General features: G+C 41.9%; 20 protein-coding genes. 4 read left to right on the forward strand and 16 right to left on the reverse strand.

Annotated elements, in window-relative coordinates; genetic code table 11:
* Positions 1 to 16: 16 nt before the first annotated feature.
* Positions 17 to 265, forward strand: a complete 249-nt coding sequence (locus tag T546_RS0103100) for a hypothetical protein (protein ID WP_156951281.1) — start codon at positions 17 to 19, stop codon at positions 263 to 265.
* 273 nt (positions 266 to 538) lie between these two features.
* Here T546_RS0103100 and T546_RS0103105 read toward each other — a convergent pair whose 3' ends face one another.
* Together T546_RS0103105 and T546_RS0103110 are read right to left on the reverse strand one after the other, a co-directional pair.
* Positions 539 to 988, reverse strand: coding sequence for a hypothetical protein (locus T546_RS0103105; RefSeq protein ID WP_026890356.1), 450 nt, complete (start codon positions 986 to 988; stop codon positions 539 to 541).
* 78 nt (positions 989 to 1066) lie between these two features.
* Positions 1067 to 1393, reverse strand: coding sequence for a hypothetical protein (locus T546_RS0103110; protein WP_026890357.1), 327 nt, complete (start codon positions 1391 to 1393; stop codon positions 1067 to 1069).
* Between the two features lie 368 nt (positions 1394 to 1761).
* Between T546_RS0103110 and T546_RS25230 the strand changes: the two genes are divergently transcribed.
* Together T546_RS25230 and T546_RS0103120 are read left to right on the forward strand one after the other, a co-directional pair.
* Positions 1762 to 1935, forward strand: a complete 174-nt coding sequence (locus tag T546_RS25230; RefSeq protein WP_156951282.1) for a hypothetical protein — start codon at positions 1762 to 1764, stop codon at positions 1933 to 1935.
* Between the two features lie 434 nt (positions 1936 to 2369).
* A complete protein-coding gene (locus tag T546_RS0103120) occupies positions 2370 to 2585 on the forward strand; it encodes a hypothetical protein (RefSeq protein ID WP_026890358.1) in 216 nt (71 codons plus the stop codon).
* 130 nt (positions 2586 to 2715) lie between these two features.
* Here T546_RS0103120 and T546_RS0103125 read toward each other — a convergent pair whose 3' ends face one another.
* The 8 genes from T546_RS0103125 to T546_RS0103160 all read right to left on the reverse strand — a co-directional run bounded on the left by T546_RS0103125 (position 2716) and on the right by T546_RS0103160 (position 11010).
* The gene (locus T546_RS0103125; protein WP_026890359.1) at positions 2716 to 3726 is read right to left on the reverse strand and encodes a GGGtGRT protein; all 1011 of its coding nucleotides are present in this window, start codon (positions 3724 to 3726) and stop codon (positions 2716 to 2718) included.
* 49 nt (positions 3727 to 3775) lie between these two features.
* Entirely contained in the window at positions 3776 to 4468 is a 693-nt protein-coding gene (locus T546_RS0103130) for an iron-sulfur cluster assembly scaffold protein (RefSeq protein ID WP_026890360.1), read from the reverse strand.
* A gap of 182 nt (positions 4469 to 4650) precedes the next feature.
* Positions 4651 to 5898: a C40 family peptidase gene (locus tag T546_RS0103135; RefSeq protein ID WP_026890361.1), complete on the reverse strand. Its 1248-nt coding sequence runs from the start codon at positions 5896 to 5898 to the stop codon at positions 4651 to 4653.
* Between the two features lie 121 nt (positions 5899 to 6019).
* Entirely contained in the window at positions 6020 to 7366 is a 1347-nt protein-coding gene (locus T546_RS0103140) for an MATE family efflux transporter (RefSeq protein WP_026890362.1), read from the reverse strand.
* Positions 7367 to 7424: 58 nt separating this feature from the next.
* Positions 7425 to 8813 (reverse strand): NADPH-dependent glutamate synthase, encoded by a 1389-nt coding sequence (gene gltA, locus T546_RS0103145; protein ID WP_026890363.1) that lies wholly within the window; start codon positions 8811 to 8813, stop codon positions 7425 to 7427.
* Complete coding sequence (locus tag T546_RS0103150; protein WP_026890364.1) at positions 8813 to 9703, reverse strand: sulfide/dihydroorotate dehydrogenase-like FAD/NAD-binding protein; 891 nt, start codon at positions 9701 to 9703, stop codon at positions 8813 to 8815. The genes gltA and T546_RS0103150 overlap by 1 nt, the downstream gene beginning before the upstream one ends.
* 164 nt (positions 9704 to 9867) lie before the next feature.
* Positions 9868 to 10365 (reverse strand): dihydrofolate reductase, encoded by a 498-nt coding sequence (locus T546_RS0103155; protein ID WP_026890365.1) that lies wholly within the window; start codon positions 10363 to 10365, stop codon positions 9868 to 9870.
* A 24-nt stretch (positions 10366 to 10389) separates the two neighbouring features.
* Positions 10390 to 11010 (reverse strand): hypothetical protein, encoded by a 621-nt coding sequence (locus T546_RS0103160; protein WP_026890366.1) that lies wholly within the window; start codon positions 11008 to 11010, stop codon positions 10390 to 10392.
* Positions 11011 to 11209: 199 nt separating this feature from the next.
* On the opposite strand from T546_RS0103160, the gene T546_RS0103165 reads away from it, so the two are divergent.
* Positions 11210 to 11548 (forward strand): helix-turn-helix transcriptional regulator, encoded by a 339-nt coding sequence (locus tag T546_RS0103165; protein ID WP_026890367.1) that lies wholly within the window; start codon positions 11210 to 11212, stop codon positions 11546 to 11548.
* Positions 11549 to 11555: 7 nt separating this feature from the next.
* Here the strand turns inward: T546_RS0103165 and T546_RS0103170 are convergent, their stop codons facing one another.
* The 6 genes from T546_RS0103170 to T546_RS0103195 form a co-directional block, all read right to left on the reverse strand.
* Positions 11556 to 14723, reverse strand: coding sequence for an AAA family ATPase (locus T546_RS0103170; RefSeq protein WP_026890368.1), 3168 nt, complete (start codon positions 14721 to 14723; stop codon positions 11556 to 11558).
* Positions 14720 to 15889, reverse strand: coding sequence for an exonuclease SbcCD subunit D (locus T546_RS0103175; protein ID WP_026890369.1), 1170 nt, complete (start codon positions 15887 to 15889; stop codon positions 14720 to 14722). The genes T546_RS0103170 and T546_RS0103175 overlap by 4 nt, the downstream gene beginning before the upstream one ends.
* Positions 15890 to 16074: 185 nt before the next feature.
* Positions 16075 to 17175, reverse strand: a complete 1101-nt coding sequence (locus T546_RS22730; protein WP_051629569.1) for a TRAP transporter substrate-binding protein — start codon at positions 17173 to 17175, stop codon at positions 16075 to 16077.
* A 72-nt stretch (positions 17176 to 17247) separates the two neighbouring features.
* Complete coding sequence (gene recQ, locus T546_RS0103185) at positions 17248 to 19080, reverse strand: DNA helicase RecQ (protein ID WP_026890370.1); 1833 nt, start codon at positions 19078 to 19080, stop codon at positions 17248 to 17250.
* Positions 19081 to 19247: 167 nt separating this feature from the next.
* Positions 19248 to 20855 carry an N-acetylmuramoyl-L-alanine amidase family protein gene (locus T546_RS0103190; RefSeq protein ID WP_026890371.1) on the reverse strand — a complete coding sequence of 536 codons (1608 nt, stop codon included), beginning with the start codon at positions 20853 to 20855 and terminating at the stop codon, positions 19248 to 19250.
* Positions 20856 to 20881: 26 nt separating this feature from the next.
* Entirely contained in the window at positions 20882 to 22435 is a 1554-nt protein-coding gene (locus T546_RS0103195; protein ID WP_026890372.1) for a glycoside hydrolase family 43 protein, read from the reverse strand.
* Between the last annotated feature and the right edge of the window lie 5 nt (positions 22436 to 22440).

The raw sequence follows: 22440 nt of genomic DNA on the forward strand, positions 1-22440 counted from the left end.
TAAGGGGGAACGAGATTTGTCAACATATTTTATCATGGGTGCACTTTATTTAGGAATAGGTCTATATCTTAAATCTGTTGAAAAAAGAAGGCATGTTCGCAGAAAAAACATCTCTGGTGAAGAGGAATTCAAATCCCATAGGGATTCTAAAATACAAGGCGCAATTGATTGTATAATTGGTATTGCTAGCATTTTCTTTGTTATAGGTGGTGTCACTTCTTTAATGTGTTGGTTTATGATGGTATTTCATATATTCTACAATTAAATAGATTTTTTCTCTCCAATACACGATACTGCCTTCTAATCTGTTACATATAAAATACACACCAGATACTCAATAAAATCTAAAAATAATCATATCCCCAGTTCTGCTAAAACTAACTTGTCAATGGGTGAACAATAAATACCCCCCTAGGGATTTGGTTACAAGTTTTTTTAGTTGGGTACATAGGGCCTTAGCTCAAACTATTTAATACCTTAACAAAAGGTAGCATCCCCATGAATGCTACCTTTTGTCAAAGTATTAATTATTACACAATTAATCTGAACCTTTTTTCTTGGTACTAAATTGAGCAGCCAGCATTAAACACCCAAAATCTGCTGCTAATAATATAAAGTATATAGTTCCAAGAGATGTTGAAGTTTTTGCACTGGCTAAGTCATAATAGATTTCATCATTATAAAGCAATGCATTAAACTTGTGTCCCTTTAGTCTTACAAATTTGTCGTAACCTACCGCACCCTTTACTTCATACTCCTTATTTTGATAGGCAGCGGTGACCTTTATGAATTCTTTCGCTTTTTTTCTAGAAATCTTTTTTGCAACGATATTTTTACTTACATCTAAAATTTCTACTTCTACCTTCTCGCAGTCCTCTTCCCTTACTCCGTTATTTACTTTCAGGTTTAACACTACACAAGCTACAGTTATTATTACAAATAATACCAAAAAAATATTTCTTAATTTCTTTCTCTTTGCATTGTTCAATGACTCGATCCCCTGTTCGTATTCCAAACTATCACCTGGCAGTTAAATAGATTAGATAGTACGCATACAACCATCAATTTATTGCATCTCTTTCCAGTATTTTGATAAAAAACAAAATGTAATGATAGGATTTACCAGCCCCACCATTGATGATATAATTCCCACATTATGTATTGCCACATTTAGAACCATTATTATGATTGTACAAACAACAATGGCGTAAAAAGCAATCTTCGTTTTCTTAATTAACAGCAGTACATAAGCGACACAACCAGCTGCACCAATAACAGCCAAATCAAAAAATCCTACTGTACAATTGACAATTGCAGCAAGTGCACTTAAAACGATGCAAATAATGCTCCAAATCTTAATTCCTTTTCCAAATACTAATACTTCTTCATTCATCTCATTCCCTCGCTTTTCTGTTATATTGTTACATATAGATTATCGTCCTTAATAGTTACATCTTAAATGTTTATAATGAAATATATTATATAATTGTAATTGCCTTACATTTTATACTGGAAAATGAAGACGCAAAAATGGCCACAGGGGTACCTACCATTGGGATATTACCCAATTGCAACCTGGAATTATGCGTCACACCACCTACTCATTTATTAAGAAATATGTATACTCCTTTTTGACGCATTTTCTTCCAAAGATTATCAAAAGTAATCGTGATCGTGCCTTATATCTTAAATTCAATATCCAAAATATTCTAGTTTACTTTTAGAACATATGTTCGTATAATGTATTTTGGAGGTGATCTTATGGTCGGAAAATGTATCCTGGCACCAGATATAAACAAATGCTCCTTTTTTATTGTAGAAAAAGAGGGCTGTAATAACAAGAATAAGGTATGCGGATTTTACAGAGATATTGTTCATGAAAAAGAAACGCCAAACGTTAAGGAACCCAAGTGGTTTGAAAAGTATTATAAGTAAAGAGTGATTTTGAAGAGTGGCATAAAAGAAAATTAGTTAGCAGGTCGGGAGTTGAATATTGAAGGTGTAATTACTACTATTTCATAATAAATTAAAACTACTCTGTACTTCGCCTTGTAGAAAATTTGTATGCGACATGCACAGATTATTAAGATATATTGAATTACCGTTGAAAGTTATTACATAGATTGCTTTGAGTGTGTTGTCAATTATATTCATTGGGCTATCTTTTCTGCCACTCTACGTTCCTGTATTACCATAATCAATTGAATATGGATAATATTTTTAAAGCAAGCATTGAGATTTAGATATACGCCTCTTTTTTAGTGTATACAGATAATCCCTTTGACATCTAAAATCATGTGATTTATAATGACATAATATCAAAGTAAAACAAGTATGTTACTGGAATTATACAGGAAAGGAAAAACAAGATGGGTAAATTTGAAAGTGCAACAGCAGTTGGATTAAGAAACAAAGAAACAGATAAATTAATTGCAGTATATCCTTTTAAAGCAGAAGGAAGCGATGAAGAAATTACGAAAAAAGTTTCAGATTGGTATTATATGCAGAATTGTTCCGCAGAGGAAGAACTTAGAAATGCATATGTAGATATTTTGACTGAAGCTGAAGCTAAATCTGCAAAATAAAGAATTAAAATACAATTCCAAACATTTTACACAGAAAAAGGAGCCGCAAAAACGGCTCCTCTTCTTATGATTACTTATGCGTATTTTTTCGTCTATTTATTACAATCCCTAATAAAATCAAGCTTATTTCTTAAAACTTACCAGCAGTAGCACTCTCTTCAATGCCGACAGCTACAGCCACAGTAGCGCCAACCATAGGGTTATTACCCATACCGATAAGGCCCATCATCTCAACGTGAGCTGGTACGGAAGAGGAACCTGCGAACTGAGCGTCAGAGTGCATACGACCCATGGTATCAGTCATACCGTAGGAAGCTGGGCCTGCGCCCATGTTATCTGGGTGAAGGGTACGGCCTGTACCGCCGCCGGAAGCTACGGAGAAGTACTGTTTGCCTTTCTCGTTGCATTCCTTTTTATAGGTACCTGCTACTGGATGCTGGAATCTGGTTGGGTTTGTGGAGTTACCAGTGATGGAAACATCTACGCCCTCTTTCCACATGATAGCAACGCCTTCGGTTACGTCGTTGGCACCGTAGCAGTTTACTTTTGCTCTTAAGCCTTCAGAATAAGATTTTCTGAAAAGCTCTTTTACTTCGCCTGTGTAGTAATCCATCTCTGTTTCTACATAAGTAAAGCCGTTGATTCTGGAAATGACCTGAGCAGCATCCTTTCCTAAACCATTTAAGATAACTCTTAATGGTTTCTGACGTACCTTGTTTGCCTTCTCAGCGATACCGATAGCACCTTCTGCTGCTGCGAAGGATTCATGTCCTGCAAGGAAGCAGAAGCAGTCTGTGCCTTCTTCTAACAGCATCTTTCCTAAGTTTCCGTGTCCGATACCAACGTTACGCTGATCGGCTACAGATCCAGGAATACAGAAAGCCTGAAGGCCTTCACCAATGGCTGCAGCAGCGTCTGCTGCTTTTCTGCAATCTTTTTTGATAGCGATTGCTGCACCAACTATGTATGCCCAGCACGCATTCTCAAAACAAATCGGCTGAATCTTCTTTACCTGCTCATATACATCAAGACCTGCATCTTTTGTAATCTTCTCAGCTTCTTCGATAGAAGCAATCCCATAGCTATTTAATACGGAATTGATTTTTTCAATTCTTCTTTCATATGATTCAAATAATGCCATTACCTTGTCCTCCTTATTATTGGCCAATAACTATTTTCCGGTCAGCCGATTATTCATGTCTTGGGTCAATGATCTTAACAGCATCTGCAACACGGCCGTACTGTCCTTTTGACTTTTCCCAAGCGGTATTCGGATCGTCACCCTTCTTAATAAAATCAGTCATCTTACCAAGACTTACGAACTGATAACCAATGATCTGATTTTCCTCATCAAGAGCAATGCCGGTTACATAACCTTCTGCCATCTCTAAATAACGAGGACCTTTCTTTAAGGTTCCGTACATGGTTCCTACCTGTGAACGAAGTCCTTTTCCTAAGTCTTCCAGGCCCGCACCTACTGGAAGACCGTCTTCGGAAAATGCACTCTGAGTTCTTCCGTAAGCGATCTGTAAGAATAACTCTCTCATAGCAGTGTTAATAGCGTCACAAACAAGATCTGTATTTAATGCTTCTAAAACAGTTAAACCTGGCAGAATCTCAGCTGCCATAGCAGCGGAATGAGTCATACCGGAGCAACCGATAGTTTCGATTAATGCTTCCTGAACAATTCCTTCTTTTACGTTAAGAGTCAGCTTACATGCACCCTGCTGAGGAGCACACCAACCAACGCCATGTGTTAAACCGGAGATATCTTTAACTTCTTTAGATTTTACCCATTTTGCTTCTTCCGGGATTGGAGCTGCGCCGTGGTGAACGCCCTGTGCTACTACGCACATCTCTTCTACTTCATGTGAATAAATCATGTTAAAACTCCTTTCAAATAAGTAATAATTGTGAAAAGTACTTTGTTAAATATATCACATCATACTTGATTACATTTTCTCATATTATGTCGAATTCCGCAAGTGTTTTTTATTTTATACAAAAGCCGGAAGGCAGAAATCACGGGATTTCTGCCTTCCGGCTTTTAACTATATTATGTCATTTAAACGATTCTTCTTACAGATAAAATAGTCCGGTAAGTTGCCGTACCTATCTTAATTCCTGTCCTTGGGCTGCTTGCATGAACTATCTGTCCATTGCCGATGTAAATAGCAATATGGCCTGCATAACAGATCAAATCTCCCGGCTGGGCATCTGAATAGGACACTTCACGGCCTGCGGAGCGCTGCTCCGTTGAACTTCTGGGCAGAGAATAACCGAATTTCCGGTAGACAGCCTGGGTAAAACCGGAACAATCCGCTCCGTTTGTTAAGCTGGTTCCGCCAAATACATATGGATTTCCAAGGAACTGAAGGCCATAGTCTGCCACAGCTCGTCCGGAGGCGCTGCCGCCGGTGCTCTTTGCGGCAGTAGGGCCGGAATATGTATTGTTGGCGCTTGTGGTCTTACCGGAAGTGTTCTTTGCGGCTTTCTTCCTTGCATCTTCTTCTGCTTTTTTCCTGGCTTCCTCAGCGGCTCTCCGTCTGGCTTCTTCTTCCTTCGCCTTGCGGATTTCCTCATTCTTCTTCTCTACAGTCTTAGCGTAAGCTGCAGCTTCCTGCTTTGCAACAGCAAGCTGGCCGTCAAAATTGGAAACCTCTTTTTTCTTTTTGCTGATCAAGGTCTCAAGCTGGCCCTGCTGTTCCTCATATTCCAGCTTCATGCCTTCCATCTCGGCTTTATCATCTTCCAAGTCATCCTTGTAATCGGCAACCTTTTGTTTGGTCTCCTGATATGTCTCAAGCATCTTACGGTCATATGTATAAATGCCTTCTACATACTCAGCCTTATTAAGAAGATCTGACATGTTCTTTACCTGAAGAAATATATCCAGATATTCCGTATCACCCTTTTCATACATATACTGGATTCTCTTTTTCATTGCAGAATACTGTTTTTCTTCTTCTTTCTTTGCCTCTTCATAATCCTTTTGGGCCTGTTCGATCTCGGCTTCTTTATTCGCCATATCATTTTCCAGTACCTTTATATCAGATAAAAGTTCTGTGAGATTAGAAGTAAGCTTTGACACCTGACTTTGTGCGGCACTCTTTTTATTCTCCGCATCCTTGGCCTTTTGATTGGCCTCTTCCATCTTCTTTTGAGCTTCCTGTTTTTCTTTTTCTGCTTTCGTAAGAGCATAAGCCGGTACTGTCTGGCTTACGACCAGGATACCTATGAGCGAGCTCAAAAATAACTTTCGTAATCCTTTTACATTCTTATGAATGTTATTAAATAGTAATTTTCGTTTCATCATCCGTTCCCTTTTACCATATTTTCTACTATATATGTTAACTAAAACAGGAATAAAATTCAAGTCCAAAATTATTAATTTTTTAATTTAGATGTAATAACTATGTTTTATTTTACCATTTTTAATCACTTGGAAGCTTTTTAGCAACCAGCAAAAAGCAGAGGAAGAACAAAATTCCCTTTACAATCGAGGATATGGAGAATGCCCACCAGATACCATCAAGTCCCAGAGAGGTACCGCTTAAAAGAATGGCAAGAGGGATTCTTGCGGAGGTAAATATGATGCTTATGATGGAACATAACAGTGTTTTCCCAAGGCCGGATAAAGCTCCAATGGTGGTCAGCTCCAGGCACATGAACATCTGAGAGAATCCCAATATTACTAGATACTTAACACCAATGGGAATCACATCCTGCTCATGAATAAATACTCCGAATATCTGGGAAGGGAAACATATTAAGAGAGCAGAACAGAAAAATCCCCAAACAGCCATCATTCCAATGGCCGTGGAATATCCCTTTTTCACCCGTTTAAATTGTCTGGCTCCATAGTTCTGTCCAATAAAGGAATTAATGGCAGCTGCAAAACCATCGGCTGTCATCCATGAAATGGACTCGATCTGGCCTCCAACCCTTAACACTGCAACTGCTGTATCTCCAAAACCTGCTACAAAACGGGTCAGGACCATGGAAATGCTGGTGTAGATTAAATTCTGGATTGAGGTAGGAAATCCAATTTTAACAATATCCTTTCTGTAATTCCAGGGAACCTTTTGTAAAATATGAACCTTGTCAAAAACATGTTTGTCTTTTCGGATGGCTCTTAAGAACATGACAGAAACAATAAACTGTGCCAGCACTGTAGCTGATGCGGAACCAGCCACGCCAAAGCCCTTTAATGGACCAAATCCGAAAATTAATAACGGATTTAAAATAATATTTAAAACGAGACCGACTACATTCGCATATAAAGGCGTTCTGCTGTCTCCCGTTGCAGTCATAATTCCAGTTATAATTCCATTAAAAAAAGAGAAAAAAATAAGCCCGCAGGTAATTTTTAAATATACCTGGGCATTTAAAATGATGGATTCATGATTCAGTCCAAAAAATCCAATCAATAAGCTTGCTCCAAAATAGCAAACTGCTCCAAATAAAACAGCAAATAACATTCCCATCTGCAAAGCAGCCGTAACGTATTTCCCAGCCTCCTCCGGCTCTTTGCGGCCTAAGGAGTGAGCCACTTTAACCTGTCCGCCCATTTTGGCCATTGCTGCCACTCCCTGGGACAGCCATACATACATTCCAGCTGCACCAACTGCTGCAACTGCGTCTGACCCTACCAGTCCAAGCCAGGCCATATCCGTTAAGTTATAGGCCATCTGAAGCATGGCTGTTCCCATAATAGGTAGGGCTAAGCCAGTTAGGGCTGAAAATATTTTTCCATTTAACAAATCAATTTTTCTGTTCATACATCAATTACTCCGTTTCAAAAGGGCCGCCACATGGCAGCCCTTTTCTATCTACGGATCAATCCTTGGCAGAAAGAAATTCGTGAATTCCTCTGGCACCGGCACGGCCGGCTTCCATGGCAAGAATTACGGTCGCAGCACCTGTTACTGCATCTCCGCCGGCGTAAACGCCTTCCTTGCTGGTCCTTCCAGTCTCCTCCTCCGCAATAATACATCTGCGCTTATTGATATCCAGTCCCTTAGTCGTATTGGAAATCAGAGGATTTGGTGAGGTACCAAGAGACATAATGACGGTATCTACGTCAATAACAAATTCAGAATCCTTAACCTCTACCGGTTTTCTTCTGCCGGATGCATCCGGTTCTCCAAGTTCCATCTTAATACATTTCATTCCATTGACCCAGCCCTTTTCATCGGTTAAGATTTCAGTCGGATTGGTCAGCAGGTTAAAAATAATGCCTTCTTCTTTTGCGTGATGAACTTCTTCTGCTCTGGCAGGAAGCTCTGCTTCACTTCTTCTATAAACAACATGAACCTCTGCACCAAGACGAAGCGCTGTTCTGGCTGCATCCATGGCAACGTTTCCGCCGCCTACGACTGCTACCTTCTTGCCTGCTGCAATCGGTGTGTCATAATCATCGCGGAATGCTTTCATCAGGTTGCTTCTGGTTAAATATTCATTGGCTGAGAATACGCCATTGGCATTCTCACCTGGAATTCCCATAAACATGGGGAGTCCGGCGCCGGAACCGATGAATACGGCCTGAAAACCTTCCTCATCAAAAAGCTGATCGATGGTTACAGATTTACCAATGATTACATTGGTCTCAATGGTTACGCCAAGCTTTCTTACGTTATCAATCTCAGGCTGTACCACGCGTTCCTTGGGAAGACGGAATTCAGGAATGCCATAGGTCAAAACTCCACCTGGCTCATGAAGAGCTTCAAAAATAGTCACTTCATAACCAAGCTTTGCGAGGTCCCCCGCGCAGGTAAGGCCGGAAGGGCCGGAACCGATGACAGCTACCTTTTTCCCGTTGGTCTTTTCTGGAGCCTGAGGCACGATACCGTGTTCTCTGGACCAATCCGCTACGAAACGCTCCAGCTTTCCGATGGAGACCGGTTCTCCCTTGATTCCACGGATACATACGCCTTCGCACTGACTTTCCTGGGGGCATACACGTCCGCATACCGCAGGAAGGGCAGAAGACAATGCGATGATCTTTGATGCTTCTTCGATATTACCGTCTTCTACTTCTTTAATAAATCCTGGAATATTTATGGAAACAGGACAGCCGCCCACACATCTTGGGTTTTTACACTTAATGCAGCGGGAAGCTTCCTCTCTTGCTTCTTCTTCATTATATCCAAGGCAGACTTCCTCAAAATTAGTTGCTCTTACCTTTGGATCCTGTTCTCTTACTGGTACTTTCTTTAAAACGTCCATTACTCGTCACCTCCACACTGTCCGCATCCACCGTGATGGGTATCGCCTTCACTTTCCTTTAAAACCGCACGTCCTTCTTCTGATTTGTACATCATCTGACGCTTCATGGCTTCATCAAAGTTTACCAGATGGCCGTCAAACTCTGGTCCATCTACACAGGCGAATTTCACTTCACCGCCAACAGTAATACGACAGGCACCGCACATGCCGGTTCCGTCTACCATAACCGGATTTAAACTTACAATGGTTGGAATCTCAAGCTCTTTTGTTAAAAGACAGACAAACTTCATCATAATCATAGGACCGATGGCTACACAAACATCGTATTTTTTACCCTGATTATGTACCAGATCCTTGATCACTTCTGTTACCATTCCTTTTCTTTCATAGGAACCGTCATCCGTTGTAACGTAGAGATTGCCAGCCTGTTCTCTCATGGCATCCTCAAGAATTAAAAGATTCTTTGTCTTGGAACCAACGATTACATCTACATCAATGCCATGCTCTTTCATCCATTTTACCTGAGGATAAACCGGTGCTGTACCCACGCCTCCGGCCACAAATAAGAATTTTTTCTTCTTTAACTCCTCGATATCTTCATGAACGAATTCAGACGGATTTCCTAAAGGTCCCACCACATCCTCAAAGCTGTCTCCGGCCTTTAAAACCGCCATCTTCTGGGTGCTGGAGCCAACGGTCTGGAATACAATTGTAATCGAACCTTTTTCCCGATTATAGTCACAAATGGTGAGAGGTATCCTCTCCCCTTTGTCATCCATCTTAACGATAACAAACTCTCCTGGCTGACAGGCTTTTGCGATCCGGGGTGCTTCCACATCCATCAGATAGATCTTGTCGGCCAACAATTCTGCTTTTAGAATCCTATACATCTTTATCCTCCTAATGTCTTCGTGAATATACCTGAGCACCGTTCCTGAAATCGACAAAATCCTTCAGGAGAATGCCATCAGTACCATCTTACCACCTTTGAAGGACCATGACAACATTTATAGAAAATATCAATAAAATTTTAACAAAGTTTTTTCCAGGAGCCTTAATCAGTATTTTTTTTCTGATATAACCGAAATGTATAGCAAAGATTAAAGTAGGTCTGCTCATCACTTTCCCCTGTCATCTCCCATTCCGGGTCCTTATCCAGATTTGGAAAATGGGTATCGGCACTGTATAAATAATCGATATATGTCACATGTGCTGTATTGCAGTGGGGCAGGAATTGTTCGTAAATACTCTGACCCCCGATGATGAAACAATCATTTCTATCGTATTTTTCCAGTTCTTCCATGGCTTCTTCAAAGCTGTGGCAGACAATGGCTCCCTTTACTTTATAATCAGGATTTTTTGTAAGCACTATATTAGTTCGTCCGTACAAGGGCTGCTTCCCTGGAAGACTCTCCAGCGTTTTCCTGCCCATTACAATCACTTTCCCCAGAGTCTCTTCCCGAAAGAGTCTCTTATCTTCGGGAATGGATACGAGAAGCTGGCCCTGATTGCCGATGGACCAGTTTTTATCCACTGCAACAATTAGATTCATAATTAACCCTTTCCTTTTCCTGTCTTAATCCTCTAAAAGAATCAGTTCCTTCCCATAAGGTAGGCTCTCCACCCATTGGCAGAAGGTATGCCATTCCACCAGCTTGTGGCTCTTTCTGGCAAAATACATATTGATCAGTGTTTCATAGTTTAAAGTACATGTCCGCATCTGGTTGTAGCTGGAGGGAAGAAGCTGGATCATATCATACCAGTCGTCCTTATTCTTATTCTCCAGATAACGCTGGCGGATCTTTTCAAGCTCAGCCACTACAGATTCCATAAAGACAAGTGTCTGTTCTGTCATATGATCATGGCTGAAATCAGACAGCTCAAATGGCTTACTGTGAATCTTATGCATGGTACTTGTGGAATTGGCTACGGTCGATACTTTATAGGTATCATATTCCTTCCACCAGTAAAGGGGGGCGGTGATATCCACGGATACAAAAATCTGACGAATGTATTTCCGATGATCGTTTCCTGCTTTTCTAAGACGTTTTGCCAGTCCTAAATCATTGGGCCCTAATATGTATTCCCCTTCCTCGTTGTAGCTGCTGTCCATCCGGTCCCAGCTGTTCATTGGATTTCTTGCACCGCGAATGGCATTTTCTATATTCATTACACTTGTTCTTTCACATTTTAACATGGTATCGTTCCTTTCCAGCAAAAACTATTGTTTGATTCATCGTTTATTATAGAACATATTATCGAATTCGTCCATTTCTTTGTCATTGGAATCCCTCTTTAGAAAATAAATGCTTCTCTATTGATTCCTCTCCCATCCTCTCTTATAATGACTCTTGAGAACAAAATATCCAATATATGGAAAAAGGAGGTCAAATAAATTGAATCAAAAATTTATATCGGAGAGACTGGTTCTTTTGCGCACTCAGATGGGTATCTCAGCAAAAGATTTGAGCCTTTCTCTTGGACAAAGGGAAACTTATGTGGAAGAAATAGAACAAAGCCGTTTTACACCCTGTATGGAGGACTTCCTGTCCATTTGTGAGTTTTTTAAGATTACTCCAGGAGAATTTTTCGATGAAGAAAATCTAAATCCAACGCTTCTCAATCAGCTGCTGCAAAAGCTGCTTCCACTTAGCGGGGCTGATTTAGAGGATCTGTTATCCCGCTTATCGGAAGTCAGAAACAGCGTGAAAAGAGAAACCGAAAAGTTTTCCTGATGTAATCCTATGACTCAGGAGAAAACTGATCAATATCCCAGCGGATTTTACTTCCCCTTTCACTTTTCTCCACAAGAAGCTTTTTCCCAATCTGTTCTTTTAGTTCTGTTACGTGTGAAATAATACCAATCAGGCGACGTTCTCCGGCCAGCTCTTTCAGTATGCGAACTGACTTCATTCTGGAATCCTCATCAAGGGAGCCAAAGCCTTCATCGATAAAAAGAGCATCCATGGATACATTTCCTGCCGTGCTCTGTATGATATCTGACATACCAAGAGCCATGGCAAGAGCCGCCATAAAGGATTCTCCGCCGGAAAGTGTTTTTACATCCCGTACCTTTCCGGCTGTCATACTGTAAACATCCAGATCAAGCCCAACCTCTCCCTGCCTTCCAAGGGCGTCTAACTCTCTGCATTTAAGGAGAAATTGACCGTCAGTCATATCTTTTAACCGCTTATTGGCTGCCTGGATCATCTGATTGAAATACTGGCGCTGAACAAAGGTCTGAAAATCCAGACTGACGGAAAGCTTTCCATTGGCGGTCTGAAAAAGATCGTGATAAAGCTTGTATTCCTCCTCCAGTACTTCTCTCTCCCTCCAGAGACGGTTAAGGGTTTCATAGGATTGGATCAATCGGCTTAAGATACCAGACGTTTTCGCCTCTTCTTTCTGAAGACTTTTCTGCCTTTCCGTCAATGTCTGTTCTTTTTCTCTAAATGGCTCTGGATCAATTTTTTCCCGTCCTTTTATCTGCTCCTTTAGCTGGCTGCATATGGTACGGGACTTTAAAAGCTCTTTTTCATAAGCATCCAAAGCCTTCTCCCATTGATCCATGATTTCAGGAGTTTTCCTGGCCTTTAAGTATGACTCCTCATTGTCAAACCCCATTGCTTTTAATCCTTCCAGGAATTTCTTTTCCGCCTGTTCTGCCGACAGCCTTCTCCCTTCCAGGTTTTCTATTTCTGATGCCAGACGTCCCTTCTTTTCTCTTGTTTCTTCCGAAAGCCGACGGACGTTCTCATTCAAGGTATTTAAAGATTCCTTTTGGCGCTCCAGCTGGTTTGAAATTCTTTTTCTATGAGCGTTTGCAGCTTCCTCCTCTGGAAATGGCAAACGTTCCTCCAATTGTTTGATTCGCTCCGTAAATGCAGAGGCTTTTATTTCTTTTTCCTGCAGACTGACTCTTGCCTCTTCCCTGTCAGACTCCAGTTTCTCCAGAGTCGTGCGGTCTGTCCTGATCGTCTCTAGCATTTCCTTTCGGCCTTTTTCTGCTTCTTTTGCTTCCGCTTCCCGTTCCATGGCTTCAGAAAGGAGAGTTTCGTTCTTTTTTATTTCTTCGCCCAGGCATTCCTTTAACTGAGTAAGGGTCAAGGGAGCATGAAACCACCGTTCCATATCTTTTCTGATTTGTTCCTCCTGATGCTTGTAACGTTCTGCCGCAGCAATGCTCTCTTTCGTTGCCTGAGCAAGTACATCTTCTGCCTGGCTGCGTTTAATTTTTGCCTGCTCCACCATATCCTGAGTAACCGCATCATGAGAAAGACTTGCCTTTAAAGGGTGGTGAGTGGAGCCGCACACCGGACAGGTATCTCCTTCCGACAGCTTCTCTGCCAGAATGCCGGCCTGATGAGCCAGGAACAGATCGTATCGTTCATTGTAAATATGATCCGCATCCATATATTTTTTACGTGCTCTTAAAGTACTTTCCTGGCTCTCTTCTTTAAGAACCTGCTCTTTTAAAAGCCGGGACAATCCATTTTTTAAGAGTTCTAATCCTTGCTGCCGCTCCTTAAGTTCGTTTGTTTCCTGAATCAATACAGGAAGATGCTCCGCCTTTTTCTCAAGCTCCTTCTGTTTTAACTCGGATTGAGTGAGTGTGGCTTTTCGGTCATGTATTTGGAAATCAAGCTTTTCCAATCTGGCTTTTCCATCTAGCTCTGATTGCTTTAACTCTTCCCAGATTTTTTTCTCCTGGTTCCAGGTGGCATACAGGGGCATCGCCTCCTCCAACCGATTAAACTCTGACTGAAGACGTGGAAGCTCCTCATCTGCTAGTTTCTTTTCATCTTCCGCTGCCCGCTCAGCCTCTAATAGAGACTGGTTCAAATTTTCAAGCTCATTTTTTAAGTTTTCAGACCGGAGGAGCGCCTCCTTGTATGCGCTTTCTTTTTCCAGGCGCTGACCGGCGGCTCCCTCCAGTTTTTCAGCAAGCCTGGCTTTTTTTAAATGCTCCTCTTTTTCCTTCCATCTCTCCTGTTCCTCGTTCAGTTTCTCCATGTGGTTCTCTGCTTCTTTAAGGCTGTCAAAAATCCGGTTGACCTCCTCCGCCAGGCTTAGCCAGTTCTTCACCTCAAAAAGCAGGGCCGTGCTTTCTTCCTGCTGTTCGTGAAGTGTTCCCGTTCTCTCTCTTAATTCGTCCATTGCCTGATTAAGGACCAATTGAATCTCTTCTGTTTTTGTCTCTTTAAAGCTCAAAAGCTCCTGCCAGTCTGTTACGTATTTACTATCTTCTAATAGCTCCATATGGCTTAGCTCGTGAAAACAAAGCTTTCGATTATCTTCTAACTTCTCAAGGCAAGCACTGTTCTTTTCTTTTAGTTTCATCTGGATACGTTGGAAGATTCCAGTATTAAAAATCTTTGAAAATATCTCTTTTCGTTCTTTGGAGGAAGCATGGAGAAGCCGTAAATAATCTCCCTGAGCAATCATCGCAATCTGGGAAAACTGATTCTGGTCAACACCTATGATTTCCTGTATTTTAACATTGATATCTTTAAGATTGCCGGGATACTCAGACCCGTCAGGAAGAAATAAAGAGGCTTTAGCAGGCACTTGAACACCGGTATACTCACCGCTTTTGTTCTTTCTTTTGCTCATTCTTATATAGGAAGGGCTCCTTTTTATTTCATAAATTTCTCCATGCTCCGAAAAGGTCAATGTTACATAGGTTTCCTCATCCTGGGGAGCATATTGGCTCCTCATCATGGCTGGTTCCCGCTTTTGTCCGCTGGTCTCACCAAAGAGTGCAAAGGAAACCGCATCAAATATGGTAGTCTTTCCTGCTCCCGTATCTCCGGTAATGAGAAATATTCCATGTCCGATTCGATTAAAATCTATGGTCTGGGTGGTACCGTAGGAACCAAATGCTGACAACGTTAATGTAAGAGGCTTCATAATCCTTCCTCCTCCTTTGCTTCCTGTATGATTTTCTCCATGACCTTTCTGGCCCTTGGTGTCATCTCATCATTTCTTACGGTCTGATAAAACTGAAGGAATGCTTCCATGGGATTTAAGACAGGTACCGGTTCTCCCTGATCCAAAAACATGCTCCTGGTCCGTTCATTATCTATCCGAAGCTCTAACAAGTGATCGAAAACCTCCTCCAGCCTCTCTCTGATGCGATATGGCTCTTCCTCATCTGTTATGGTCACACTGACAAAATCATGACGGTTCTCTTCCGTCGCTCTGGAAAGAATCTCATCTAATTTCCCCCGTTCTCTCCTTACATCCTGAATGCCGGAAAGAGGGAGAAATTCCAGCTGTAAAGCCTGTCCTTTTTCTTTCATGGTCACATAGGGAATGGACTTTCTATGGTACTCTTCGCTGACGGAATACTTATACGGAGTTCCGCAGTATCGAATCGTCTCTTTTAAAACCTTTTGGGAACCATGAATATGGCCAAGGGCTGCATAATCAAAGTCGGTGAGCAAAGAGGCATCCACCCGGTCCAGTCCACCTGTCATAATAACTGCCTGTTCTGATTCACAAGTTTCAGGGTCCCTTCCGCCGCCTGCATAAAACTGGTGAGACAATATGACGTTACGCTCCTCATCATCTATGTTCTCCCGTTTAAGAACTGCCCGGACAGCTTCTTCATAGCCTTCCGGCTGGTTATCCTTAAAAAGTGTTCGGACATATCCAGGCTTAAAGAAAGGCATAAGATAGAAATTCACAGGTCCAAACTCATCTTGCAGCACAACTTTTTTTAAGTACTCATCTTGATTTTTAGGAGGAAATACAGACAAATGAATGTGGTGCTTCTCTAAAAATGATCCGGCGTAGGAAAGACGTTCTGGTGAATCGTGGTTTCCCGCTATAATAAGCACAGTGATTTTGGGGCTGATTTCAGAAAGAGCCCCAAGAAAGTCTCCGAACATGGTGTAAGCTTCTCCAGAAGGAACTGTTTTATCGTAGATATCACCGCAAATTAAAATAGCATCAGGATGGAGCTTTTTTGCATATTCCACAACCTGACTTAGAACGGCTTCCTGATTCTCCTTTAAACTCCACCCATTTAACTGTTTTCCTATATGTAAATCAGACAAATGAAAAAATTTCATAGTTTCTTCCTTATCTTTTTTTCTTCATAATATCATAGTTGTCCCTAATTGAACAGGGACTGTAAAGGACCATATGTAATTAGGAAGGTGTTGTAAAAGGAAGAACATCATCAAAATATAATACTTGGCTGCTTGATTAGCAACCGTATCTTATATGAAATCTTCATTTTACAACACCCTCTTGATTATTTCTGGATTTCAATGATTCTGGCCAGGTAGTCTTCCAGACCTGGAGTAAAGCTCACTCTAACGATTTCTTCTAAATTACGGGCTTTTTCCATATCCTCCGGAGATAGCCTGGTAACAGTCACGCCCTCACTCTCCAGCTGCTGATAGATCTTTGCTTCCTCCTGCTCAATGGCTGACCGATTCCATTCAGATGCCATACGTCCCGCTTCCAAAAGTATATTTTTATCTTCCTCATTGAGCATATTCCATTTTTCTTCAGCCATGAGGACAATTCCTGGACTAAAGACATGTCCGCTTAATAAATAGTAGGGTGCAGATTCAAATAAGCGATTGGACTGGTAGGCAGTGACCGGATTTTCTCCCCCTTCAATGACGCCGCTTTTCAATGCTTCAAAAACATCAGCATAAGGAAGCGGAAGGGGGCGTGCCTGGAGAGCGGAAAAAGTATCCATCATAAGAACGGATTCCGGAACACGGATTTTCATTCCTTTTAAATCATTTAAATTACGAATCCTTCTGGTGGAAAATATATTTCGCGCACCTTCATCGGTATAAAAGAGCCCTACCATATTGGCACCTACTTCCGTGCCCTCTGACAAAAATGCCTGTCCCAGCTGCTCATCTTCCAGGACTTTCCACATACCTTCCCTGCTCTCAAAAATATAAGGAAGACCAAATAAGCTCAGCTTCTTAAACCCGTATCCAGTCAGAGCGTTCGTATTTCCCCGGTACAGCTCAATATTTCTTCCGCCCCTTCGAAGATCTCTTAGGGAAGTTCTCTCATCTCCCAGGGAATGGTTTGGATAAATTTCAATCTTTATACGGCCATTTGATAATTGATCCACGTATTCTGCAAACTTATGTCCAGTCTGCGTTACAATGTTATCTTCTCCATTTACTTCCCCATATCGAAACACATACTGGGGCGTTGTTGATGGAGTGGCTGCCTTGGCAGTAGCCTGTGCCGCCTGAGCATCATTTGTTTCCGAAGATGATTCTTCTGCTGCCTTCGTATTTCCTGAGCCAAATCTATGACTGCATCCTGTAAGGCTTACTGATAGGGAAGCCACAAGCATTAATATCAATGAACGTTTCATGATCATTCCTCCTGTATGCTAATACAGGTAGTCTTTCCATGTATCCGTTCATTTATTTGCTTTTTCAATCATTTATTCTTTTAATATCTGAAGAAACCGACTGCCGTACTTATCTACTTTAAATTCTCCCACTCCGGAAACAGAAAGCATCTCTTCTTTTGACCCGGGTTTTATCATAGCCATATGCGTGAGAGTCTTATCTGAAAATACAATATAAGGCGGAACTTTTTCTTCCTTTGCAATGGAAAGACGAAGCGCTTTCAGCTTTTCAAAAATCATTTCCTCTTCACCGGAAAGCTGAGAGGCTGCACTTGATTTTTTGATTTTTTTCGCAGATTTATCCTTGGAGCTGATTTCCTGTTCCTTTGGCATCTTCATGGTGATTGTCATTGGCTCCTCCATGACGCTTTTTGATTTTTCTGTCAGCTTTACAATGGCGTACTCATCGTTGGTGATAGCCAGATAATCATTAAGCAGCAGGTAATTCATAACCTGTCGCAGTTTATAAAGAGGGGTTTTTGAAAGGGTGCTGTAATGGGGATTTTCATCCATTCGGTAATTTCTGATTTTTACTGTACTTGCCCCATGTACGGTGTCCAGTATAACTGTGATTCCGTAACGCTGCCTGCTCGTCCCCACACATCCGATAAGATGTTTTGAAATCTCCGTCACATCCACTGTCTCAAACTGAGTCAGGCAGTTGGAACAGTTCCCGCAGTAATTTTTTCCGTATTCTCCAAAATACCGCAGTATGTAATCCCTCAGACACTCATTGGTGTATGAGTAAAAGGTCATCTTTTTCAGTCTTTCCCGGTCCCGCTCCATAACAAGATCCTTCGTCAGCGGGTCCAGTTCCTGGTTATCCTGATTGTTTTCAACAAACATCTGGTTGGTGATCACATCCTGGCCATTGTATAAAAGAATGCATTCTCCTGGTTCTCCGTCTCTTGAACAGCGGCCAATCTCCTGATAATAGGATTCCAGATTTTTTGGCATATTATAATGAATGACATATCTTACATTTGATTTATCAATTCCCATTCCAAACGCATTGGTTGCAACCATAATGGTGCTTTTATCATAAATAAAATCATCCTGGTTATTTCTTCGCTCTGCATCACTAAGTCCGGCATGGTATCTTGTTACGGAGAATCCATCTCCTCTCAGCCGGTCACTGACCTCTTCCACCAGCTTTCTGGTCAGACAGTAAATGATTCCGCACTGATCTTTGTGCAGCTCCACAAAGTTTTTCAGCGTGCCGTATTTATCCTTTGGTGCCTGCACTCCCAGATAGAGATTGGGCCTGTCGTAACCGGTTGATACGATCACAGGCTCCCGAAGCATAAGGATATCTATTACATCTTCCCGGACTTCTTTCGTTGCCGTTGCCGTGAATGCACTGACCACCGGACGGACTGGAAGCTTTTCTATAAAATCTACAATTTTTAAATAGCTGGGCCTGAAATCCTGTCCCCATTGGGAAACACAGTGAGCCTCGTCCACAGCTACCATAGAAATCCTGGCATGAAGGGCGAAATCTAAAAATTCTTCTGTTAAAAGACGTTCGGGTGCTACATAAATAATGGGATACCGCCCCTCCCGAGCATAGGACAGGGCCTTATAATACTGACTGGCCGTCAGAGAACTGTTAAGATATGCGGCGTGTATTCCTGCCTGGTTAAGTGTTGATACCTGATCTTTCATCAGGGAGATCAAAGGGGATATGACTAGCGTGATTCCTTCCATCATTAAAGCCGGAATTTGAAAGCAAAGGGATTTACCAGAGCCGGTAGGCATGATGCCAAGGGCATCTCTTCCCTCCAGAATCCCATCCATCAAAGGCTCCTGCCCTTCCCGGAAGGTGTCATAGCCGAAATAATGCTTTAATACCTGAGATTTATCCATATTCTGTTGTTTGTGCTCCTTATCTTTTGCTGGTTACATTATATCATACAGCAACAGGATTTTCCACCAATGTTCCTTTTTGTATTTATAAAATACCAAAAAATCCCCTGCCAGACTTCTCTTTTCAGGGATCCTGGCAGGGTGTAATTGAATTCTATGACGATTTTTTATTTAAACATTGGCTGATCAAAGTGTATTGTCCGGTCTGCATCATCTGCTTGAAGAAGGGTTCCTTCTCTTACCCCTTTTTCCATCAGAAAGACCTGATACCCTCTCTTTTTCGATTTACCGCTCTTGATCCGATATTTGTTTCCATCCGAAAACTCTGGCGTTGTACCGCTGGTCTTCACCTTCCCATTTCCGTCTATAACAAACAACCCGGTTCCGGTTTCACCTGCAAGATCTGGAACATATACCAGTTCATATTCGTAATTATCATCTGCAGTAACGCAAAGCCCCTTATAGTAGAGCTTTCCGTCATATACTCCGGTCACTCCCTGTCCCAGAGAGTATCCATCCTCATTTTTCTTTGAAAAATAGTAGTCATAATCGATTCCAGCTTCTTCCTTCTTTGCTTTACCGGTTCTTCTGGCTCCATCCGCGCTAAAATCGTAATAGCCTTCTTTTAACAGATTTTTTCCTTCCTTATTATATACGTATAAAAGGCCATCCACCATCTGTCCCTTGTTATCAAACAGATAGTATTTATCGTTAAACTGTCTCAGCAAAACTTTAAGTAAATCTCCGTCGCCTCCTTTCACCTTGTATTCTCCAGTGGTATCAACTTTTCTGATTTCAATCACGCGGCTCGCTCTAGACGGTGTAGCTTCTGAAGGTGAGGCCTCTGAAGGCGTGGCTTTTGACTCAGTATCAGGCATAGCCATAAATCCCTTTTTGTCGAAATAATACCATTTGTCACCTTCGTCGGGATCTCCTTCTTTTCCTGGTGGGACGACTTTCAGCCAGATATTTTTCTGAACGGCTCCCACTCCGTCTGCTCCGCAATAATAGTATCTGCTGGCATCTTCATTGTACTCGTTGATAGCTTCTGTATCTTCGTCCACATTAACAAAGGAATTATCCAATGTTTTATATGCCCAGCCATCAATCATTCTGCCCTGTGTATCAAAACAAAACTCATAGTTTCCCACCTTAGTCTTTTTATTTCTCCGGATTTTGCCGTTTCCTTCAAAATTATACCAGTAGATTTCGCCCTTATTATCTTCATCTGCCGGAGGAGCCAGTTCAAACCAGCCGCTGGCTCTTTCGCCATCTTCAAGACAATAATAGGTATCGTCGAGACTGATATCATCGGTAAGATTTTCCGCTGTCCCATTGGTATAAGTGACCCAACCAGTGAGCATCCTGCCTTCCTCAGAAAAGAAATACTTCTTATCCTTAATCTTTTGTTTTCCAGTCAGCATTTCCCCGTTTGCGTTAAAATAATACCAGTATTCGGTGCCATCTTCCACGTCATCCCAGGATTTTGTGTTAATCCACTGATTTTTCACCCGTAGACCTTCGGAGTCCACATAATACTTTTTATCTCCGTCAGCAACCCAGGAATCAGTAAGCATTTTTCCAGTTTCACCCAGATAATAAAAACCTTTATCTGCTTTTTTCCAGACAGATTTCAAATAATCCCCATTTTCTTCAAAATACCATCCATCTTTCGTTTCCGTCCACCCAGCCGCTCTTGCTATCATACTGGTATCAATCACCATGATAGCTGAGAGCATAACGATTCCCAGTTTCTTTTTCCAGTCCCTTCTCATGTTTAAGACCCCCTGTTTTTCATATTTTATTTTTCATATAAGAGCCATGCAAAATCCCCATAATTTGCACTCTCATTCCCATTTGCTGAGGCATACATTCCCATCGTGCAGCCCACAAAACCTCCAGCCCTTTCTGTTGTATAAGGAAGCAAATCTACGTTCCTGGCCACCTGGGTACGGATATCCCCCTCCGTAATCCAGATATCTGCCTCTTGTAAATTCGCCCTTATATTGATTTCCACTAAGCCAACGGGCTCAAGCTCTGTTTCAGCAATCGTCTGTTTTGTTCCATGAATATTAGTTGTGACAATGAAATATCGTCCATTTCCCCTTTTGGCAATTTCCATGAGCAGATGATTTTCATGATTCTGGTATAGAACCAAGCCTGCTGTCTCACCTTCTTTTAAAGGATTGAACTCCACCCCCGCAGACAACCGGAACTCATAACTTTTTTGACGGATCCCCAGATAAGAGGCATCAGCTTTATCACTGATTTTCTCTTTCCTGGTGTAGAGCCGTAAAAATCCCGGTCGCTCTGTAAGGGAATACATGGTTTCCCTGCACCTGTGTATGCTGACAAATCTTTCATCCAGTTTATTCCCATAAAAATGAAAGCTGTCATGCTCCAGGACCTCTTTCCCAAAGCGGCAGGGAGGAAATGGCAGCTCCACCTGGGACTCCAGTTTGCCGGTTTCTGCATTGATGACAGGCCAGCCATTTTCCCAGGTCACTTTAGCCAGGAACGTCTCACGTCCCATACTACTATGTCCCTTACATAATCTTGAAGCCAGCATGATGACATACCAGCCCCCATTGCCATCATCAACCAAATCCCCATGTCCTGTATATACGACCGGATAATTTTTCCCCAGGTTGCGGTGAGTGAAAACAGGATTACGTGGACAGCCTTCAAACCAGCTCCACAACTCCCTGCTCCTTGCCACACTGATTGCATGATCCGGCCCGGTGCCTCCTTCTGCGTGAATCAGATAATAATAATCTCCGATTTTGTAAATATGGGGTCCTTCCGGCCAGATGGCATCCTTTAAGGCGCCTTTCCAGATCGCCATACTTTTGCCCACTAGTTTCATTTCTGTGAGACTGAGCTCCTGAATCCATATCTCCCAGTCTCCGTTATGGCGGACTCCTTCCGGATTTGGCCTTGTTCCTACATAATAACATTTCCCATCCTCATCAAAAAAAAGACTCGGATCGATTCCCTGTGCCTCCTTTCCTAAATAATGCGGTACAGACCATGGACCTTCCGGGTTTTCGGCGGTTACGATAAAGTTTCCGCCATGGTTGATGTTGGTAGTGATCATATAAAACACGCCATTATGATGGCGGATTGTGGGTGCAAAAATCCCCTGGGATATTTCACTGTTCTCCAGAGGAAGCTGTTCTTCCCTGTTTAGAATGTTGCCGATCTGTTCCCAATGAGCTAAATCTCTGCTATGAAAAATAGGCACACCTGGAAAATAGGCAAAGCTCGAATTTACCAGATAAAAGTCCTGCCCTACCCTGCAAATGGAGGGATCTGGATAAAATCCAGATAAAATTGGATTGTTTGCTGTTACCATACAGT

The organism is [Clostridium] aerotolerans DSM 5434, from assembly GCF_000687555.1.
Taxonomy (GTDB): domain Bacteria; phylum Bacillota; class Clostridia; order Lachnospirales; family Lachnospiraceae; genus Lacrimispora; species Lacrimispora aerotolerans.

Bases quoted from the DNA above. Each gene is read 5' to 3' on its own strand.
- T546_RS0103110 (WP_026890357.1), bottom strand. From the start codon at position 1,393: ATGAATGAAGAAGTATTAGTATTTGGAAAAGGAATTAAGATTTGGAGC.
- T546_RS25230 (WP_156951282.1), top strand. From the start codon at position 1,762: ATGGTCGGAAAATGTATCCTGGCACCAGATATAAACAAATGCTCCTTT.
- T546_RS0103120 (WP_026890358.1), top strand. From the start codon at position 2,370: ATGGGTAAATTTGAAAGTGCAACAGCAGTTGGATTAAGAAACAAAGAA.
- T546_RS0103125 (WP_026890359.1), bottom strand. From the start codon at position 3,726: ATGGCATTATTTGAATCATATGAAAGAAGAATTGAAAAAATCAATTCC.
- T546_RS0103130 (WP_026890360.1), bottom strand. From the start codon at position 4,468: ATGATTTATTCACATGAAGTAGAAGAGATGTGCGTAGTAGCACAGGGC.
- T546_RS0103135 (WP_026890361.1), bottom strand. From the start codon at position 5,898: ATGAAACGAAAATTACTATTTAATAACATTCATAAGAATGTAAAAGGA.
- T546_RS0103140 (WP_026890362.1), bottom strand. From the start codon at position 7,366: ATGAACAGAAAAATTGATTTGTTAAATGGAAAAATATTTTCAGCCCTA.
- gltA (WP_026890363.1), bottom strand. From the start codon at position 8,813: ATGGACGTTTTAAAGAAAGTACCAGTAAGAGAACAGGATCCAAAGGTA.
- T546_RS0103150 (WP_026890364.1), bottom strand. From the start codon at position 9,703: ATGTATAGGATTCTAAAAGCAGAATTGTTGGCCGACAAGATCTATCTG.
- T546_RS0103155 (WP_026890365.1), bottom strand. From the start codon at position 10,365: ATGAATCTAATTGTTGCAGTGGATAAAAACTGGTCCATCGGCAATCAG.
- T546_RS0103160 (WP_026890366.1), bottom strand. From the start codon at position 11,010: ATGTTAAAATGTGAAAGAACAAGTGTAATGAATATAGAAAATGCCATT.
- T546_RS0103170 (WP_026890368.1), bottom strand. From the start codon at position 14,723: ATGAAGCCTCTTACATTAACGTTGTCAGCATTTGGTTCCTACGGTACC.
- T546_RS0103175 (WP_026890369.1), bottom strand. From the start codon at position 15,889: ATGAAATTTTTTCATTTGTCTGATTTACATATAGGAAAACAGTTAAAT.
- T546_RS22730 (WP_051629569.1), bottom strand. From the start codon at position 17,175: ATGAAACGTTCATTGATATTAATGCTTGTGGCTTCCCTATCAGTAAGC.
- recQ (WP_026890370.1), bottom strand. From the start codon at position 19,080: ATGGATAAATCTCAGGTATTAAAGCATTATTTCGGCTATGACACCTTC.
- T546_RS0103190 (WP_026890371.1), bottom strand. From the start codon at position 20,855: ATGAGAAGGGACTGGAAAAAGAAACTGGGAATCGTTATGCTCTCAGCT.
- T546_RS0103195 (WP_026890372.1), bottom strand. From the start codon at position 22,435: ATGGTAACAGCAAACAATCCAATTTTATCTGGATTTTATCCAGATCCC.